Source organism: Novosphingobium aquae (assembly GCF_037572715.1).
Taxonomy (GTDB): Bacteria; Pseudomonadota; Alphaproteobacteria; order Sphingomonadales; family Sphingomonadaceae; genus Novosphingobium; species Novosphingobium aquae.
Genome location: NZ_JBBHJY010000011.1, coordinates 20936 through 38165 on the forward strand (window position 1 = coordinate 20936; position 17230 = coordinate 38165).

Consider the following 17230-nt stretch of genomic DNA (forward strand, 5'->3'; position numbering starts at 1 on the left):
TCACTCGGCCGGTTCGGCTACGGGTTCGAACGAGAGGTTCAGCCCTTCCAGCTCACCCGCCTCACGCCAGGCGGCGAGCATGTCGGTGAAGGCGTAATAGCCATGCCCCCATGGCTCGCCGAATATGCCGCGCTTCTTCTTCTGGTCGCCCTCGTTGTTGAAATAGCTCGGCGTGCATTCGTTGGCGAACTCGGAGGTATCGACCGCGATCGAGCGCAGCAGCTTGATATAATCTTCCTGCGCCTTGGCATCGGGTTCGATCCGCACCGCGCCGCGCTTCAGGGCCTCGCTGGCGATGTAACCGATGTGGAACCCCTGATCGATAAAGGTCTTGGAATTCGACGCGTTGGCCCCGGCCTGGGTAAAGCCGGTGAAGAACATGTTGGGGAACCGGTGCGCGGTCATGCCCTGATAGGTCTGGAAGCCCTCGCGCCAGTAATCGTAGATCGACAGGCCGCCCTCGCCCTCGATCGTCTTGATGCCCCAGCGCCGGTCAAGGTCGTTGGTCACTTCATAGCCCGAGGCGAGGATCAGGCAGTCGATCTCGTATTCGACGCCGTTGTGGACGAAGCCGTTCTCGGTCAACCGCTCAAGGCCCTGCGTTTCGGCGACGTCGATCAGGGTCACGTTGTCCTGATTGAAGCAGGGGTAGAAATCGTCGTTCGAGGCCGGCCGCTTGCACAGATAGCGGTAATAGGGCTTGAGCGCTTCGGCCGTGGCGGGGTCCTTGACGATGTCGCAGCGGGCGCGCAGCCGCTCCATCACGCGGTAATCCATGGTTTCGCGGCGGGCGAAGAACTGTTCGGCGGTTTCCTCGGGCCAGCCCTCGGCTTCCAGTTCGGCATTCACGTTCTTGCTGATCTCGGTCCAGATATCCTCGACCAGATCGGGTTCGCCGGGGGCCAGCCGTTCCATCGCGGCATGGTGGAAGTTGCGGATGCGCGCTTCCTGCCAGCCGGGTTCCTGGCTGGCATACCAGTCGGCATCGATAGGGCGGTTGTTGCGCACATCGATGGTCGAAGGGGTGCGCTGCACGACATAGGTCTGCGCGGCATATTTGGCGAGGTAGGGCACTACCTGCACTGCCGTGGCGCCGGTGCCGATGATCGCCACCTTCTTGTCAGCCAGCTTGGTCAGCTCCGGATTGCGCCATTCGCCGCCGGTATAGTCATAGTCCCAGCGCGCGGTGTGGAACACCTTGCCCTTGAACTGGTCGAGCCCGGGGATGCCGGGCAGCTTGGGCTTGTTGAGCGGTCCCATGGCCAGCACCACGAAACGCGCCTTGATGTCATCGCCGCGATTGGTGCCGACATGCCAGCGGTTGGTCTCGGCGTTCCACTTCAGGCTTTCAATCAGAGTGTGGAACAGGGCGTTTTCGCGCAGGCCGAACTGATCTGCAATCACCTGGCAATGGTCGTGGATCTCGTAGCCGTCAGCGAACTTCTTGGACGGCATGTAGCCAGTCTCTTCCAGCAGCGGCATATAGACCAGACTGTCATTGTCGCACTGGATGCCGGGATAGCGGTTCCAGTACCAGGTGCCGCCGAAGTTGCCGCCGTGATCGACGTTGTAGAACTGGTCGATGCCCGCCTTCTTGAGTTGGTGGGCAACCATCATGCCGCAATAGCCGGCACCCAGGATCACGCAGTCGGTTTCGCCGGTGATCGCATCGCGCGGGGCGACGGAGGTATAGGGATCGACCTCGTAGATGTCCTTCCACTTGCCGCTGGCGGGCACGTACTGGTCGTTGTGATCCTTCTTCAGGCGCCGATCGCGCTCGGCGAGATATTTCGCGTGCAGTGCGGCTTTCTGCTCAGGCGTGACTTCGGGGCAGACAGTGGGCTTGTAGATCGACATGGCAGCTCTCCAGCAACATCTAATCAACAGTGTTGTTGATTAGTGGCTAGCGAGTCGCGGAAGGGGGTGCGTTGATTTGGGTCAAACAGTGCGCGCCGCACCATTCTCGTCATCCCGGCGCAGGCCGGGACCCAATGCGACAAGACGGACGCGGCAGCGCCCTTTCCCGCGAGAGAAAAACGCGGAGCCGCTGCGCAACGGGTTATAGGCCTGCTGGGTCCCAGCCTGCGCCGGGATGACGAGAGGGGGTGGGCAGGCCTACCGCACCATTTCCGGCGCGCCCGTCCCCATGTATTTCGCCAAATTGCGGTGCAGGCTCGTCACCGCGCCCTCGTTCTTCGGGTTGGGCATATTCCCCCGGAAGCCGACATTCTTCATCCCCTGCTGAACAGCCGCCATGTTGGAGAAATCCTGCTGCAGCACGTGCGGGAACTGGTCGGGCGCGAGGTAGCTCCACTGCGTTTCGGGGGCGCCGTCCTCCGGATAGAGCTCATAGACCGCGACCTCGAAATAGCACTTGTCGGGGTCAAAACCGCACGGCCGCGCCTGGTAGCAGAGCATGTTGTTCACCGCGTGGCCGATCTGCTGGTTGGGAAAGATCTGCCAGCTGGTGCCGCTCGCCGCCGTATGTGCGGTATCGACCGTCGGCCAGACCACGCCGCGCGCCGCATCTTTCGCGCGGGCAGTTTCGAGCCAGTATTTCAATACCTCTTCGGGCGGCGTGCCTTCGGGCAGCACGTCGGGCAGCGTCTGGGCCACTTCGTAAAGCGTCTGGGTCGTGTTGGTGTTGACCCCTTCCCAGGTGTACTTCTGCATTTCCGCCGTGGCGACGCGCGGATCGCCGGTGCCGAGCCGCAGTTTGCCCTTGTTCTCGCCCAAGGTCGGGTCGGCATCCTTGGGCAGGTCATAGCCGATGTGGCTGTGCTTGCCCTGCTGGCGGCCCCAGCCGGTGAAATCGCCGAACGCCATGAACTCCGGATGGGTGCCGGCAACGTGATAGGTCTCGTTGAACGCCTCGAGCGCGACTTTCCAGTTGCAGTCGAACACCGTCCAATAGCGCCAACGGGTGCGCATGTTCTGCAACTGGAACGGATCGAGCATCGTCGCGGCAGGTTCAAGGTAATCGCGCAGCGGCTCGGCACCCGGATCAAGGTTGATCCAGATAAACCCGCCCCAGGTGTCGACCTTGAATTCGCCCAGCCGGGTATTGGCGTCATTCAGCACGCCGCCCCATTCGCCCTTCTGCTGTATGTAGGAGCAGACCCCGGCATTGTCGCCGGTGACGTCGAAGGTCCAGGCGTGGAAGCCGCAGACGAAATTGGCGCGGCTGCCGTGGGCATTGCGTTCGCCCTTGGGCGTATCGACCAGCCGCCGGCCACGGTGCGTGCAGACATTGGCGAAGGCCTTGATCGCGCCGGGGCCGGTGCCGTCCTTGGCCCGCACGATCAGGACGGAATCGGTCAGGATATCGTAAGTGATGAAGTTGCCGACCTCGGGAATATCCTCAAGCCGGCCCGCCTGCAGCCAGCATTTGCGCCACAGCTTGTCCTGTTCGGCGCGGGCGTATTCGGGGCTGATATAGGCTTCGACGCCGTGGCGTTCGGCGGGCATTTGATTGTTCGACCGGTCGACGAAAGTGGTCATCTCGTTCATCGCATCCTCCTGAGTGCCGCTTGGGCTTGCCGCAGTGGATGGCGCGGGCAGCAGGATGGAAGCTTTGACCCCGCGCAAAAAAGCGAAGGACGCGCATCGCATTGGCGATACGCGTCCCCGCTTGCGCGCCGGAGTGTCCCCCTGCCGGCTCGCAAAGATCAATCAGCCAATCAGAAGCGGTAGGAAACGCCGCCGCTGATCACCCAGGGATTGAGCTTGTGCTGGGCGCTGAGCACTTCGACAGCGCCGGCATAGAAGTGCGACCGCGGCTGGATGAAGTACTTCTTGGCGTCGAGGCTGATACCCATGCCGCTTTCGCCCACGGCGATGTCCACGCCGCCTTGAACGACTGCACCGAAGGTGTCGTCAAGCTTGGCCGAAGTCACGGCAGCAGGCAGGCTGGAGCCCGGCTTTTCACCGAAGACGAAGAAGTGGGCCACGCCCGCACCGACATAAGGCTTGAACGCGCCAACTGGCATATGCGCCTTCAGCGTAAGCGTGGCGGGCAGGATCATCACGTGATCCATCGCGTTCGACAGCGCCGGCGTACCGGTTACCGATACGTGGTGCGTGGTGAAGCAGCAGATCGTTTCGAGCGAGAAGTTCGGCGAGACGAAGTATTCCACCGCCAGCGTTGGCACGACATTGTCGTTCGCCTGCGTGTCGTTCGTCGCGTTGAGCACGCCGGCGTTGATCACGGGTTTGCCGGTGTTGATCTTGCCATCAGGCAGAACGCCGGTGGCCAGCACCTTGACCTGCCACTTGCCAGCGGCGTCGCCGGCCTGGGCGGGCGCAGAGACGGCAGCAGCTGCGAGCAGCGCGGCGGTGATCGCGATCTTCTTCATGATATCCCTCATTTTTGGCCGCTTCCCCGCCCCATGCGAGGTTTTGTGCGGCGTCGGGGCCGTCTCTTGCCCAGATCACGCACCCCGGCATTGACCGAGATCAGCCGAATTCTTGATCGAGCGCAAAATCGTGCGCGAATGCGAAATATTCTTCCCCGCGCCGGCAATTTGATCCGGGTCAATGTTGCAGCGCGGCAAGGGGCGCAGGGCCGATGCGTGCCGACGGGATATTCCCATCGGGGATCGCCCGCCGGCACTGTCATATTGTCCTGAGAGGGAAGGCCTCATGGAACGTGTTGTGTCGCGCGCCGGCTTATGGCTGGTCGTGCTTTTTTTCGCCATCGTCGCAGTAGCCGCATCGGCTGACTGGGGCTTCGCTGTCCACATGGGAATCGTCGCGCTGGCCGCGCTGATCGCCCTCGTCTTCGTATTGCGCGGGGCGGACTATACAGGCGCGGCGCCCGTGCCGGAGGATCGCGGCAAGTATTACGACGAAGTGATCCGCTGGGGCGTGATCGCCACGGTGTTCTGGGGCATGGCGGGCTTTGCCGCCGGTCTGTTCATCGCGTTGCAGCTCGCGTTCCCGGCGCTCAATCTCGACATGGAATGGACGACTTTCGGGCGGGTCAGGCCTCTGCACACTTCGGCCGTGATCTTCGCGTTCGGAGGCAATGCGCTTATCGCCACGTCATTTTACGTGGTGCAGCGCACTTGCCGGGCGAGGCTGGCCTTCCCCGGCCTCGCCCGTTTCGTGTTCTGGGGTTACCAGCTGTTCATCGTGCTCGCCGCGACCGGATACCTGCTGGGCATCAGCCAGGGCAAGGAATACGCCGAGCCGGAATGGTACGTCGACCTGTGGCTGACCGTGGTCTGGGTGGCTTACCTCGTGGTCTTCGTCGCCACGCTGGCGCGCCGCGCGGAACCGCACATCTATGTCGCCAACTGGTTCTACCTGAGCTTCATCCTGACCGTGGCGCTGCTGCACCTGGTCAACAATCTGAACATTCCGGTCAGCCTGATGGGCTCCAAGTCCTACCCCGTGTGGGGAGGCGTTCAGGGTGCTCTGGTCCAATGGTGGTACGGCCACAACGCGGTGGGCTTCTTCCTCACCGCCGGCTTCCTTGCCATGATGTACTACTTCGTGCCCAAGCAGGCCGAACGCCCGGTCTATTCGTATCGGCTGTCGATCATCCACTTCTGGGCGCTGATCTTCCTCTACATCTGGGCGGGTCCGCACCACTTGCTCTACACCGCGCTGCCCGACTGGGCGCAGACGCTGGGCATGGTCTTCTCGATCATGCTGTGGATGCCGAGCTGGGGCGGCATGATCAACGGCCTGATGACGCTGAACGGCGCCTGGGACAAGATCCGCACCGATCCGATCATCCGCATGTATGTGATGAGCCTCGCCTTCTACGGCATGAGCACCTTCGAAGGCCCGATGATGTCGATCCGCTCGGTCAATGCGCTGTCGCATTATACCGACTGGACCATCGGCCACGTTCATTCCGGCGCGCTGGGCTGGAACGGCATGGTGACCTTCGCCACACTCTATTACCTCGCACCGCGCCTGTGGAAGCGCGAGCGGATCTATTCGCTTCGGATGATCAACTGGCACTTCTGGCTGGCCACCGTGGGCATCGTTTTCTACGCCGCCTCGATGTGGGTTGCCGGCATCATGCAGGGCCTGATGTGGAGAGAGTACGGAGCCGACGGCTACCTCGTGAACTCCTTCGTCGAAACCGTCGCTGCGCTGCACCCGATGTTCATCCTGCGCGCTGTCGGCGGGCTGATGTACCTCGCCGGGGCCGTGATCATGGTGATCAACATCTGGCAGACGATCGCCGGCAAACTGCGCGTGGAAGTGCCGATGGGCGATGCCAGCTTTGACGCTGCCCGCGATCACCCGCTGCCCGCCCCCGCCGCTCCTGCTGCCGCCTGAGAGGAACCGAAACCATGTCTTCTGATAAAGCCATGTCCTCTGAGAAAAAGGACATCTTCTCCGGCCACAAGAAGCTGGAGCGCAACATCACCCTGATGGCGGTGTTCAGCTTCCTTGTCGTGACCATCGGCGGCATCGTGGAAATCGCGCCGCTGTTCTGGATCGACAACACGATCGAGAAGGTTGCCGGGGTCCGCCCCTACACGCCGCTTGAACAGGCGGGCCGTGACATCTTCGTGCGTGAAGGGTGCTACACCTGCCACAGCCAGATGATTCGCCCCTTCCGCGACGAGGTGGAGCGCTATGGCCACTACAGCCTGGCGGCGGAATCGATGTACGACCATCCGTTCCAGTGGGGCTCCAAGCGCACCGGGCCGGACCTTGCCCGCGTCGGCAAGCGCTATTCGGATGAATGGCACGTCCAACACCTGACCGATCCGCGCGCCGTGGTGCCGGAATCGATCATGCCGCCCTATGCCTTCCTCAAGGCCCGCGATCTGAAGGTCGGCGATGCACCGGCTGACCTGACCGCGTTGTCCTACGTTGGCGTGCCCTACACCAAGGACCAGATCGCCAAGGCGAACGAGGACCTTGTCGGCCAGGCCGATCCGTTCAACGCCGGCGATGTCGCCAAGCGGTATCCCAAGGCGCAAGTGCGTGACTTTGACGGCGATCCAAGCCGCCTCACCGAAATGGACGCGCTGGTCGCCTACCTGCAGGTGCTGGGGACCATGGTCGACGTCAATGCCGTCAAGGCTCAGGAAGACCTTGCCAAGGAGAAGGGCCGGTGATGTCCCCGCACTCGACTTACGAAACCCTTCGCCAGCTGGCTGACAGCTGGGGCCTGCTGCTCATGGTCGTGACCTTCGGGACATGCGCCCTCTGGCCGTTCCGCCCCGGCGCGAAAAGCCGCAACCATGACGCTGCGATGAGCATCTTCAAGGAAGACGACAATGGCTGACCAAAAGATCGATGAAGCCACCGGCACGGCAACCGTCGGCCACGAATGGGATGGCATCGAGGAACTCAACACGCCCCTGCCGCGCTGGTGGGTGCTGACCTTCTACGCCTCAATCCTGTTCGCGATCGGCTATGTGGTGGTCTATCCCGCCATCCCGTTGCTGTCGAAAGGCACCGAGGGCCTGTGGGGCTGGACCAGCCGCGGGCAGCTCGCCGCAGAAACAACAGCAGGCGATGCCATTCACGCCAAGGTCCGCGCCGATCTTGCCAATGTTCCCATCGAGGAACTGGGCGGCAAGCCCGAACTGCTGGCGGCTGCAGTCGCCGGCGGCAAGGCAGCCTTCCGCGTCAACTGCGTGCAGTGTCACGGCGCGCAGGGCGGAGGCAGTGCGCCCGGCACCGCTGCCGGCTACCCCAACCTGGCCGATAACGACTGGCTGTGGGGCGGTGACCTGAAGGCCATCGAAACCACGCTGATCCATGGCATCCGTTCGCCCGACAATGCCGCCACCCGGATGAGCCTGATGCCCAATTTCGGCAAGGACGGCATCCTGACCCCGGCGCAAGTCACTGACGTCACCAACCACGTGCTGTCGCTGACGGGCAAGGCAGCTCCAACCGGTTCGGGCGCGGCGCTGTTCACCGCCAATTGCGCCACCTGCCACGGGCCGGACGGCAAGGGCCTGCGCCAGTTCGGCGCACCCAACCTTGCCGATGCCATCTGGCTCTATGGCGGCAACCCGTCACAGGTCCGCGCCAGCGTGAACGTCGCCCATGCCGGGCAGATGCCGGCCTGGGGCACGCGCCTTGATCCGGTGACGATCAAGATGCTTGCCGCTTACGTTCACTCGCTCGGTGGGGGTGAAAAGTTCACCCCTGCCCCTGAAGTCCCCGCCGCCGTCCCCCCGGCTGCAACCGCCGCACAGGGCAAATAAAGGCCAGTCAAATGTCCACCCCGGTCGCCACTGGGCTTTACGAGAAGCGCAAGGCCGTCTGCCCCAGCAAGGTGGACGGCAAGTTCCGCCGCCTGAAATGGCTGGTGATGCTGGGCTGCCTTGCGGTCTATTACGTCACGCCGTGGCTGCGCTGGGATCGCGGTCCCTATGCGCCCGATCAGGCCGTGCTGATCGATATGGCGAATCGCCGGTTCTACATGTTCTCGATCGAGATCTGGCCCCAGGAATTCTACCTTGTGGCGGGTCTGCTGATCATGGCGGGCATTGGTCTGTTTCTCGTGACCAGCGCCGTCGGGCGCGCTTGGTGCGGCTATGCCTGCCCGCAGACGGTGTGGACCGACCTCTACCAGCATCTCGACCGGTTTCTCGATGGCGACCGCAATGCCCAGCTTCGGCTTGAAGCCGCCCCATGGGGTCCGGCCAAGATTGCGCGGCGTGGTTTCAAGTGGGCGATCTACCTCGCTATCGCGATGTCTACCGGCGGCGCGTGGATTCTCTACTTCGCCGACGCGCCGACCCTGTGGCGCGAATTCTGGAGCGGTGAGGCTGCCTCTATCGCCTATTCCACCGTCGCCGTGCTCACCGCGACAACCTTCTGGTTTGGCGGCTTCATGCGCGAACAGGTGTGCATCTACATGTGCCCCTGGCCGCGTATCCAGTCGGCCATGCTCGATGAAAAGAGCCTGATCGTCACTTACAAGGACTGGCGCGGAGAGCCGCGCGCCTCGATCAAGAAGGCCGAGAAGAACCCCGGCGCATTTGGTGACTGCATCGATTGCCGCCAGTGTATTGCCGTCTGCCCGACCGGGATCGACATTCGCGAGGGCGCACAGATCGGCTGCATCACCTGCGCGCTGTGCATCGATGCCTGCGACCGCGTGATGAAGGACATCGGCCGCCCCCGCGGACTGATCGACTATGCCACGCTTGAGGATTCCGAGCGCGAAAAGGCCGGTGCCCCCGCCACTTCGCACCTGAAGCTGATCTGGCACCCGCGCACGCTGGTCTACCTTGCCATCTGGTGCGCCATTGGCGCCGGCCTGCTCTTCGCGCTCGGCACGCGCAAGCACATCGATCTGGCCATCCAGAAGGATCGCAACCCGCCCTTCATGCTGCTGAGTCAGGGCGAGGTCCGCAATGCCTGGACCTTCAAGCTCAAGAACATGGAAAACCGCCCGCGCCCGATGAAGGTGACGATTGAAGGCCTGCCCGGCGCGGTGATGTGGACCGATTCCATGCCGCGAGAGAAGGCGGCGCGTGAACTTTCCATCGACGTGCCGCCGGATACCACCCTGCCGGTCCGCGCCTATGTCATGGCCCCTGCCGGCACCGCCGGACAGGATTTCGCTTTCGTCCTTGCCGCACAGGATGCCGAAGGCGGCGGCGACCGTTCCGAAACGCACTTCAGCACCCCCGGAGAATGACCATGAGCAAGGCAAGTCCCCAGCCTCTCAAACCTAAGCCTTCACCACCCCGGACCTTCACCGGCCGCCACATGGCAGCAGTGATGATCTGCTTCTTTGGCGTGATCGTCGCGGTGAACTTCACCATGGCCACCCTGGCTTCGCGCAGCTTCGGCGGACAGGTGGTCGACAATTCCTATGTCGCCAGCCAGAAGTTCAACACCTGGCTTGACGAGGCCGCGAAGGAAAAGGCGCTCGGCTGGACCGCGCAGGCGCGCCGGCTGGACGACAACCGGATTGCGATCGCCTTCGCCGGCAAGCAGGACGTGGCGATCACTGCCACTGCGCGCCACCCGCTGGGTTTTGAGAAGTCGCAGGATTTCACCTTCGAGCGCAGCGCGGACGGCACCTTCCTGTCGCGTGAAGCACTGGCACCGGGCCGCTGGACATTGCGCATCGAAGTCGCTGCGGGGGCGGATCGATTCCGCACCGAACAGGATGTGCGATGAACGCGCACCTCCAGACCGGGCGCCAGTCGCAGCCGTCCGAGGACCTGCTCGAGACGATCCTCGTCGTGCCCGGCATGCATTGCGCGGGCTGCATGGGCAAGGTCGAGGGCGCGCTGCGCGCCATTGAGGGCGTGGCTTCGGCCCGCGTCAACCTGACCGCGCGGCAAGTGCGCGTCAGCCATGCCGGCAGCGTTACAACGCCCCGGATCGTCGCCGCGCTCTCCGGCGCGGGCTTTGCCAGCCAGCCGCGCGAGGACGACGACGCCCCGCCGCGTTCTGCCGCCCGCGCGCTGTTCGCCCCGCTCGCCGTTGCCGCCTTTGCCGCGATGAACGTGATGCAGATGTCGGTGGGCGTGTGGAACGGTGCCGACGGCGCCACGCGCGAGATGTTCCACCTTCTTTCGGCGCTGATCGCGGTTCCGGCCATCGTCTATTCGGGCATGCCGTTCTTCAGTTCGGCGTGGAGCGCGGTGCGGAACTGGCGCACCAATATGGACGTGCCGATCACCATCGGCGTCACTCTGGCCACCGCGCTCAGCCTCTTCGAGACGTTCAGCGGCGGCCACACCGCCTGGTTCGACGGCGTGCTGATGCTGCTGTTCTTCCTCCTCGCCGGACGCACGCTCGACGCGATGATGCGCGACCGCGCCCGCGCCGGGGTCGATGCCCTGATGCGGCAGGCTGCTCCCGGCGCGCTGGTTGTCGGGCGATCTGGCACGATCGAATGGCTCGCCGCGCGCGATCTCGTTCCTGGCATGGTCATGCGGATTGCCGCCGGCGAACGGCTGGCGGCGGATGGCACAATTTCTGCCGGAGCCAGCCGCTTCGACCGCTCGCTGCTCACGGGCGAAAGCGCCGCTATCCCCGCCACTCAGGGCGACGAAGTACTCGCCGGCACGCTCAATCTCGATGCCCCGGTCGACGTGAAAGTCAGCCGAGCAGGCAAAGGCACGGCGCTCGCCGAGATCGCCCGGGTCATGGAAGCCGCGGGGCAATCACGCTCGGCCTATGTCCGCATCGCCGACCGTGCTTCGAAGCTCTATGCGCCTGCCGTCCACGCGCTTGCGCTGGTCAGCGGGATCGCTTGGCTGGTCATGGGCGCCGGCTGGTACCAGTCACTGGTCATCGCGATTTCGGTGCTGATCATCACCTGCCCCTGTGCCATTGGCCTCGCCGTGCCGGTCGCGCAGGTCGTCGCCTCGGGCGCGCTGATGAAGCAGGGCGTCATGGTCAAGGACGCGACCGCGCTCGAACGCATGGCGCAAGTTACCCGCCTATTGATCGACAAGACGGGCACGCTGACGCTGGGCCGACCGGTCCCCGATCCACGCGCGCTGGATGCCTTGTCACCTAAGTCCGCAGCCATCGCCCTGTCACTCGCTTCGAACAGCTCGCACCCGCTCAGCCGTGCACTGGCCGAGGCACTGGCGCAGCGCGGGGTGACGGCGGTTACGCTAGAAGACATCACAGAGATTGCCGGGCACGGCATGTCTGCGCACCACGCCGGCCGCAAGGTCGCGCTGCGCCGCCCGGATGCGAGCCAGTCGATGGCCACCGCGCTCGACATTACCGGCGAGCCGGTGCGCCTGATCACCTTCGCGGATGCGCTGCGCCCCGATTGCGCCGCCGCCATTGCTCGCCTGAAGACGATGGGCATCGAAGCCTCGATCCTCTCGGGCGACAACGCCGCCGCCGTGGCAACGATCTCCCGCGACACTGGCCTCACGGCCCAGTGCGCTGCCAGTCCCGCCGACAAGCAGGATGCTATCGCCCGCCTGCAAGCCGCAGGGGAACGCGTGCTGATGGCCGGCGATGGGCTCAACGATGGCCCCGCCCTCGCCGCCGCCCATGCTTCGATTGCGCCGGGTTCGGCCAGCGACGTTGGCCGCAGCGCCAGCGACATGGTGTTCCTTGGCGAATCGCTGCTCGCCCTGCCCCGCGCTGTGGCGGCATCACGCAGGACGATGGCGGTGGTGCGGCAGAACTTCGTGCTCGCCATCGGTTACAACCTGCTCGCCGTGCCGCTGGCCATGGCGGGATACCTGACCCCGCTGATGGCGGCAGCGGCGATGTCCTCAAGCTCGGTGATCGTCGTCGCCAATTCGCTCCGTCTGGCAAGGGCCGCCCGATGAACTCGATCGCTCTCCTTCTGCCGCTCGCCCTGATTATGGGAAGCATCGGCCTCGGCGCCTTCTTCTGGTCACTCCGGCGCGGGCAATACGAAGACATGGACGGCGCGGCCAACCGCATCCTGATTGACGAGGAAGGCCCCCTGCCGTGATTTCGCTACGCCCCCTGTTCGGCCTTGCCGCGCTGATCCCGGCCGCTTTCGCCCCGGCACCGGCGCAGGCCTGGAGCATGACCATGCTCATCTGCAGCGGCAACGGCGTGGTCCGCTCGATCGAATTGCCGCTGCCCGGCAAGTCCGATCCCGCCCCGTGCTGCGCCAAGGCGTGCCATTCCGGCGGCAATCGCAAGAAGCTTCAGCGCCAATTTGATGCGCCGCAATGAACGGCGCACGTCCGTCTGCAATCTAAGCTGCATGTGGCCTTACTATCCCGAACTGCTCAGCGTGCCGGTGCCGCGCTATACGTCCTACCCGACTGCGGTGGAGTTCAGCGACCGGGTCGGCCTGGCCGAGCAGGAAGCAGCGCTGGCGCAGGTTTCCGGCGACATCTCACTTTATATCCACATCCCGTTCTGCGAGCAGATCTGCTGGTACTGCGGCTGCAACACGGCCGCGGCCAACAAGCGCAGCCGGCTTGAGGCCTATCTCGACGCGCTCCACCACGAAATTGCGCTGACCGGTGTGAAGCTGGGCAAGGATGCCCGGGTACGCCGCATCGCCTTTGGCGGCGGTAGCCCGAACGCCTTGCAGCCGACCGACTTCGTCCGGCTCGCCGATGCGCTGACGCTGCACATGCCGCTGGAAAGCCCCGAGTGGTCAGTGGAGATCGACCCCCGCCACCTGACCTCGGCCTGGGGAACGGTGATGGCGGTTGTCGGCGTGACGCGAGCGAGCCTTGGCGTGCAAACCTTTGCGCCCAACCTTCAGGCCGCCATCGGCCGCGTCCAGCCTGCCGAGCAGATCGAGCAGGCGACCGTCCTGCTGCGCCGCGCCGGGGTGACCTCGCTCAACTTCGACCTTATGTACGGCCTTCCCGGCCAGACGATGGACGACCTCAAGGACAGCCTTGACCGAACGGTCGCGCTCGGCGCGGACCGGGTCGCGCTGTTCGGCTATGCTCACGTGCCGCATATGATCCCGCGCCAGCGCCGCATCGACGCGACTGTCCTGCCCGATCAGGCCGAGCGCTTCGCTATGGCGCAGTTCGGCTTCGAGCACTTCACCAAGGCAGGCTATGTCCAGGTCGGCTTCGACCACTTCGCCTTGCCCGGTGACCCGATGGCCAAGGCGGTGCAAGATGGCAGCCTGAAGCGCAATTTTCAGGGCTTTACCGATGACAGGTCTGACGTCCTCGTCGGGCTTGGCTCCACCGCGATCAGCTGCTTCCCGCAGGTCATCGTCCAGAACGAGAAGAACGCCGGGCGGTATGGCATGATGATCAGTCAGGACCGGCTACCCGGCATGCTGGGCGTCATCCGCAGCGAGGATGACCGCCGGCGCGGCGCGGTGATCGAGGCGCTGCTGTGCCATGGCCGCGCGGAAGTCGGCGCGGCGTGGCTCGCATCATTGGCCCCCCAGCTCGCCCCCTTCATCGATCGCGGGCTGGCCAGCATCGACGGCGCATGGCTGACGATCGCGGCAGGGGGCCTCCCCTATGCCCGCACCATCGCCGCACTGTTCGATGGATACCGCGGCCAGAGCCAGCACCGCTTCAGCTCTGCGGTTTAATATAAAAATAGACCAATCGTATATTTGAATTCCCTAAAGACCTTGCTATCAGGCTTTGGTCAGGCCGATTTCCTTGAGATTCGGACTAGAAATAGAATCAAGATTCTGTTTATTTGGCCGGCAGGGAGAATCGATGCTGCGCAAAGTCCTCAAGGTCGTGATGTGGCTGCTGCTGGCAATGCTGGCGGTATTTGCCGTGCTGTTGTGGCGTAACTGGGATACAGTTCAGCGCGTGTTCCTCGGCGGACTGCACGTCCATGAAACGACCCCGCCCGCCATCCCGGCCAACCTGCCGCGCCCGGCGATCCTCGTCTTTTCCAAGACCAACGCCTTCCGCCACGAAGAATCGATTCCGCCTGGCAACGCCTTTTTCGCCGATCTCGCCGAGCAGAAGGGCTGGGGCTATTTCCAGACCGAGAACGGCGCGGCCTTCTCGCCCGAAGTGCTCGCCAGGTTTGACGCCGTGGTGTTCAATAATGTCAGCGGCGACGTTTTCACCCCCGCCCAGCAGGCTGCGTTCAAGGCGTGGCTCGAACAGGGCGGCGGCTATGTCGGCGTCCATGCCGCGGGTGACAATTCGCACCAGGCCTGGGGCTGGTACATCAATGACCTGATCGGCGCGACATTCACCCAGCACACCATGGACCCGCAGTTCCAGACCGCGACCGTCAATGTCGAGGACAAGGCCCATCCCGCCGCGCAAGGCCTGCCTGCTACGTGGCAGCGGATCGAGGAATGGTACTCGTTCGACAAGTCGCCGCGCACCGCCGGCGCGCATGTCCTGATCACGGTTGACGAGAAGACCTATAATCCGGTCGGCATGTTCAAGAAGGATCTGCGCATGGGCGACCATCCGATGGTCTGGTCGCGCTGCGTCGGAAAAGGCCGCTTTGTCTATTCAGCTTTTGGGCACCGAGCAGAAAGCTGGGCCGAGCCGGAAAACCGCCAGCTGATGGCCAATTCTGTTGGCTGGGTGCTCAAATTGAATGGCAACGAATGCGGCGCTGCGCCATCCAGTGCGGCAAAACCGACAGTGGGAGAGCAGGGCAAGTGAAGCCTATACGGTATGGCATGATCGGCGGCGGACAAGGCGCTTTTATCGGCGGGGTCCACCGCATTGCCGCGCGGATTGCGGGCAATTGGGAACTGGTGGCGGGGGCGTTTTCGTCGACCCCGGAAAAGTCACGCGCATCCGGGATTGAACTCGGCGTTGATCCGGCGCGGGCATACGGCTCGTTTGCCGAGATGATCGAAAAGGAACTCGCGCTTCCCGCTGACCAGCGGATCGAGGCCGTCTCGATCGTCACCCCCAATCACATGCACGCCGCGCCTGCCATCGCCGCGCTTGAGGCCGGGTTCGACGTCATCATCGACAAGCCGCTCGCGGATTCGATGGAGAACGCCAAGGCCATTGCGGATGCCGCCGCCCGCACCGGAAGACGTATAGCCGTAACTCACACCTATACCGGTTACCCGCTGGTCAAGCAGGCGCGCGAGCTGATCGCTTCAGGCAAGTTCGGCAAGGTCCGCCGCGTCGCGGTTAAGTACACGCAGGACTGGCTGAGCCGCGCTGCCGACCTTGAAAACAACAAGCAGGCCGCATGGCGCGTCGATCCCAAGCAGTCGGGCGATGCCGGCGCTTTTGGCGACATCGGCACCCACGCCGCCAACCTTGCCGAATTCATCACCAGCGAGCGTATCACCCGCATCTGCGCCGAACTGACCATGCTGGACGGCCGCTTCATCGACGATGACGGCGCGGCGCTGTTCCATCTTTCGGGCGGCGGCAAGGGCACTCTGACGGCATCACAGGTGCTGGTCGGCGACATCAACGACCTCGCCATCGACGTTTATTGCGACGAGGCCGGACTGCACTGGCGGCAGGAACAGCCGAACACCATGCGCATCGGTTACCGCGACAAGCCGACTGAGATCTGGAACGCCGGTGCCAACCGCGCCTACCTTTCGCCCGAAGTGCTGAGCATCCAGCGCACACCGGGTGGCCATCCGGAAGGCTATCTTGAAGCTTTCGCCAACATCTATCAGGCTTTCGGCAACGAACTGCGCGGCGCTGCCAGCGGTGAGCCCGGCTATGCCACGATGGAAGACACGCTGGCCGGCATGAAGTTCCTTGCCGCCAGCCTTGAATCCAGCCGCCGCGGCGCGGTCTGGGTCGATCTTTGAAGAGGGTTTTGCAATGAAGGGTCCCGCCATCTTCCTCGCCCAGTTCGCTGGAGACGAAGCGCCGTTCAATTCGCTGGGTGCGATCACCAAGTACATGGGCAACCTCGGCTACAAGGGCGTGCAGATCCCCACCTGGGACGCGCGCCTGTTCGATCTCGACAAGGCGGCAGAGAGCCAGGACTACTGCGACGAAATCGCCGGTATCTGCCGCGCCAACGGCGTCGAGGTGACCGAGCTTTCCACCCACCTGCAGGGTCAGCTTGTCGCCAGTCACCCGGCCTATGACGCGCTGTTCGATGGCTTTGCCCCGGCATCGGTCCACGGCAACGTCAAGGCCCGCACCGAATGGGCGGTGGACCAGATGAAGAAGGCGGCCAAGGCCAGCCAGCGCTTCGGCTGCACCAGCCACGCGACCTTCTCGGGCGCGTTGCTGTGGCACACGGTCTATCCTTGGCCGCAGCGCCCCGCCGGTCTGGTCGAGGAGGGCTTTGCCGAACTGGGCCGCCGCTGGAAGCCGATCCTTGACGTGTTCGACGAATGCGGCGTCAACGCCTGCTACGAACTGCACCCGGGCGAGGACCTGCACGACGGCGTGACCTTCGAACGTTTTCTTGAAGTGGTGGACAACCACCCGCGCGCCAACATCCTCTACGATCCGTCGCACTTCGTGCTGCAGCAGCTCGACTACCTGCAGTTCATCGATTTCTACCATGACCGGATCAAGGCCTTCCACGTCAAGGACGCGGAATTCCGCCCCAACGGCAAGGCCGGCGTATATGGCTCCTACTCGGGCTGGACCGAGCGCCCGGGCCGCTTCCGCAGCCTGGGCGACGGGCAGGTCGATTTCACGCAGATCTTCACCAAGCTGGGCCACTACGGCTATGATGGCTGGGCCGTGCTGGAATGGGAATGCGCCTACAAGCACCCGGAACAGGGAGCGGCCGAAGGCGCACCCTTCATTGCCCGCCACATGATCCGCAAGGCCGACAAGGCGTTTGACGATTTCGCCGGAACTGGGGCGGATCTGGGCTTTGTCCGGCAAGTGCTCGGGCTGGACTGATAAAA

16 protein-coding genes are annotated in these 17230 nt (G+C 63.8%); 13 read left to right on the plus strand and 3 right to left on the minus strand.

What is annotated here, in order from left to right; translation table 11 throughout:
- The 3 genes from WG900_RS18145 to WG900_RS18155 form a co-directional block, all read right to left on the minus strand.
- Entirely contained in the window at positions 1 to 1857 is a 1857-nt protein-coding gene (locus WG900_RS18145) for a flavin-containing monooxygenase (RefSeq protein WP_339969448.1), read from the minus strand.
- 258 nt (positions 1858 to 2115) lie between these two features.
- Positions 2116 to 3510, minus strand: coding sequence for an aromatic ring-hydroxylating oxygenase subunit alpha (locus WG900_RS18150; RefSeq protein ID WP_339969450.1), 1395 nt, complete (start codon positions 3508 to 3510; stop codon positions 2116 to 2118).
- A 170-nt stretch (positions 3511 to 3680) separates the two neighbouring features.
- Positions 3681 to 4355: an OmpW/AlkL family protein gene (locus tag WG900_RS18155; protein ID WP_339969451.1), complete on the minus strand. Its 675-nt coding sequence runs from the start codon at positions 4353 to 4355 to the stop codon at positions 3681 to 3683.
- 286 nt (positions 4356 to 4641) lie between these two features.
- Between WG900_RS18155 and ccoN the strand changes: the two genes are divergently transcribed.
- The 13 genes from ccoN to WG900_RS18220 all read left to right on the plus strand — a co-directional run bounded on the left by ccoN (position 4642) and on the right by WG900_RS18220 (position 17225).
- Positions 4642 to 6297, plus strand: a complete 1656-nt coding sequence (gene ccoN, locus WG900_RS18160; RefSeq protein ID WP_339969453.1) for a cytochrome-c oxidase, cbb3-type subunit I — start codon at positions 4642 to 4644, stop codon at positions 6295 to 6297.
- Positions 6298 to 6311: 14 nt separating this feature from the next.
- The gene (gene ccoO / locus WG900_RS18165; protein ID WP_339969455.1) at positions 6312 to 7088 is read left to right on the plus strand and encodes a cytochrome-c oxidase, cbb3-type subunit II; all 777 of its coding nucleotides are present in this window, start codon (positions 6312 to 6314) and stop codon (positions 7086 to 7088) included.
- Entirely contained in the window at positions 7088 to 7258 is a 171-nt protein-coding gene (locus WG900_RS18170; protein WP_339969621.1) for a cbb3-type cytochrome oxidase subunit 3, read from the plus strand. The genes ccoO and WG900_RS18170 overlap by 1 nt, the downstream gene beginning before the upstream one ends.
- Positions 7251 to 8192 (plus strand): cytochrome-c oxidase, cbb3-type subunit III, encoded by a 942-nt coding sequence (ccoP, locus tag WG900_RS18175; RefSeq protein ID WP_339969457.1) that lies wholly within the window; start codon positions 7251 to 7253, stop codon positions 8190 to 8192. Before WG900_RS18170 ends, ccoP begins: the two co-directional genes overlap by 8 nt.
- 11 nt (positions 8193 to 8203) lie before the next feature.
- Complete coding sequence (gene ccoG, locus WG900_RS18180) at positions 8204 to 9637, plus strand: cytochrome c oxidase accessory protein CcoG (RefSeq protein ID WP_339969459.1); 1434 nt, start codon at positions 8204 to 8206, stop codon at positions 9635 to 9637.
- 2 nt (positions 9638 to 9639) lie between these two features.
- Positions 9640 to 10125, plus strand: a complete 486-nt coding sequence (locus WG900_RS18185; protein ID WP_339969461.1) for a FixH family protein — start codon at positions 9640 to 9642, stop codon at positions 10123 to 10125.
- Positions 10122 to 12257: a heavy metal translocating P-type ATPase gene (locus WG900_RS18190; RefSeq protein WP_339969463.1), complete on the plus strand. Its 2136-nt coding sequence runs from the start codon at positions 10122 to 10124 to the stop codon at positions 12255 to 12257. The genes WG900_RS18185 and WG900_RS18190 overlap by 4 nt, the downstream gene beginning before the upstream one ends.
- On the plus strand, positions 12254 to 12406 hold the full coding sequence (gene ccoS / locus WG900_RS18195; RefSeq protein WP_339969465.1) for a cbb3-type cytochrome oxidase assembly protein CcoS: 153 nt from the start codon (positions 12254 to 12256) through the stop codon (positions 12404 to 12406). The genes WG900_RS18190 and ccoS overlap by 4 nt, the downstream gene beginning before the upstream one ends.
- Positions 12403 to 12636: a hypothetical protein gene (locus WG900_RS18200; RefSeq protein WP_339969467.1), complete on the plus strand. Its 234-nt coding sequence runs from the start codon at positions 12403 to 12405 to the stop codon at positions 12634 to 12636. The genes ccoS and WG900_RS18200 overlap by 4 nt, the downstream gene beginning before the upstream one ends.
- Positions 12637 to 12667: 31 nt before the next feature.
- Positions 12668 to 13981, plus strand: coding sequence for an oxygen-independent coproporphyrinogen III oxidase (gene hemN, locus WG900_RS18205; protein WP_339969469.1), 1314 nt, complete (start codon positions 12668 to 12670; stop codon positions 13979 to 13981).
- 133 nt (positions 13982 to 14114) lie between these two features.
- On the plus strand, positions 14115 to 15035 hold the full coding sequence (locus WG900_RS18210) for a ThuA domain-containing protein (protein WP_339969471.1): 921 nt from the start codon (positions 14115 to 14117) through the stop codon (positions 15033 to 15035).
- Positions 15032 to 16165: a Gfo/Idh/MocA family protein gene (locus tag WG900_RS18215; protein WP_339969473.1), complete on the plus strand. Its 1134-nt coding sequence runs from the start codon at positions 15032 to 15034 to the stop codon at positions 16163 to 16165. Before WG900_RS18210 ends, WG900_RS18215 begins: the two co-directional genes overlap by 4 nt.
- Before the next feature lie 13 nt (positions 16166 to 16178).
- Complete coding sequence (locus WG900_RS18220; protein WP_339969475.1) at positions 16179 to 17225, plus strand: sugar phosphate isomerase/epimerase family protein; 1047 nt, start codon at positions 16179 to 16181, stop codon at positions 17223 to 17225.
- The last annotated feature ends 5 nt before the right edge of the window (positions 17226 to 17230 follow it).

Excerpts from the sequence above, each read along its gene's own strand:
- WG900_RS18145 (WP_339969448.1), bottom strand. The coding sequence starts at position 1,857 with ATGTCGATCTACAAGCCCACTGTCTGCCCCGAAGTCACGCCTGAGCAG.
- WG900_RS18150 (WP_339969450.1), bottom strand. The coding sequence starts at position 3,510 with ATGAACGAGATGACCACTTTCGTCGACCGGTCGAACAATCAAATGCCC.
- WG900_RS18155 (WP_339969451.1), bottom strand. The coding sequence starts at position 4,355 with ATGAAGAAGATCGCGATCACCGCCGCGCTGCTCGCAGCTGCTGCCGTC.
- ccoN (WP_339969453.1), top strand. The coding sequence starts at position 4,642 with ATGGAACGTGTTGTGTCGCGCGCCGGCTTATGGCTGGTCGTGCTTTTT.
- ccoO (WP_339969455.1), top strand. The coding sequence starts at position 6,312 with ATGTCTTCTGATAAAGCCATGTCCTCTGAGAAAAAGGACATCTTCTCC.
- WG900_RS18170 (WP_339969621.1), top strand. The coding sequence starts at position 7,088 with ATGTCCCCGCACTCGACTTACGAAACCCTTCGCCAGCTGGCTGACAGC.
- ccoP (WP_339969457.1), top strand. The coding sequence starts at position 7,251 with ATGGCTGACCAAAAGATCGATGAAGCCACCGGCACGGCAACCGTCGGC.
- ccoG (WP_339969459.1), top strand. The coding sequence starts at position 8,204 with ATGTCCACCCCGGTCGCCACTGGGCTTTACGAGAAGCGCAAGGCCGTC.
- WG900_RS18185 (WP_339969461.1), top strand. The coding sequence starts at position 9,640 with ATGAGCAAGGCAAGTCCCCAGCCTCTCAAACCTAAGCCTTCACCACCC.
- WG900_RS18190 (WP_339969463.1), top strand. The coding sequence starts at position 10,122 with ATGAACGCGCACCTCCAGACCGGGCGCCAGTCGCAGCCGTCCGAGGAC.
- ccoS (WP_339969465.1), top strand. The coding sequence starts at position 12,254 with ATGAACTCGATCGCTCTCCTTCTGCCGCTCGCCCTGATTATGGGAAGC.
- hemN (WP_339969469.1), top strand. The coding sequence starts at position 12,668 with ATGTGGCCTTACTATCCCGAACTGCTCAGCGTGCCGGTGCCGCGCTAT.
- WG900_RS18210 (WP_339969471.1), top strand. The coding sequence starts at position 14,115 with ATGCTGCGCAAAGTCCTCAAGGTCGTGATGTGGCTGCTGCTGGCAATG.
- WG900_RS18220 (WP_339969475.1), top strand. The coding sequence starts at position 16,179 with ATGAAGGGTCCCGCCATCTTCCTCGCCCAGTTCGCTGGAGACGAAGCG.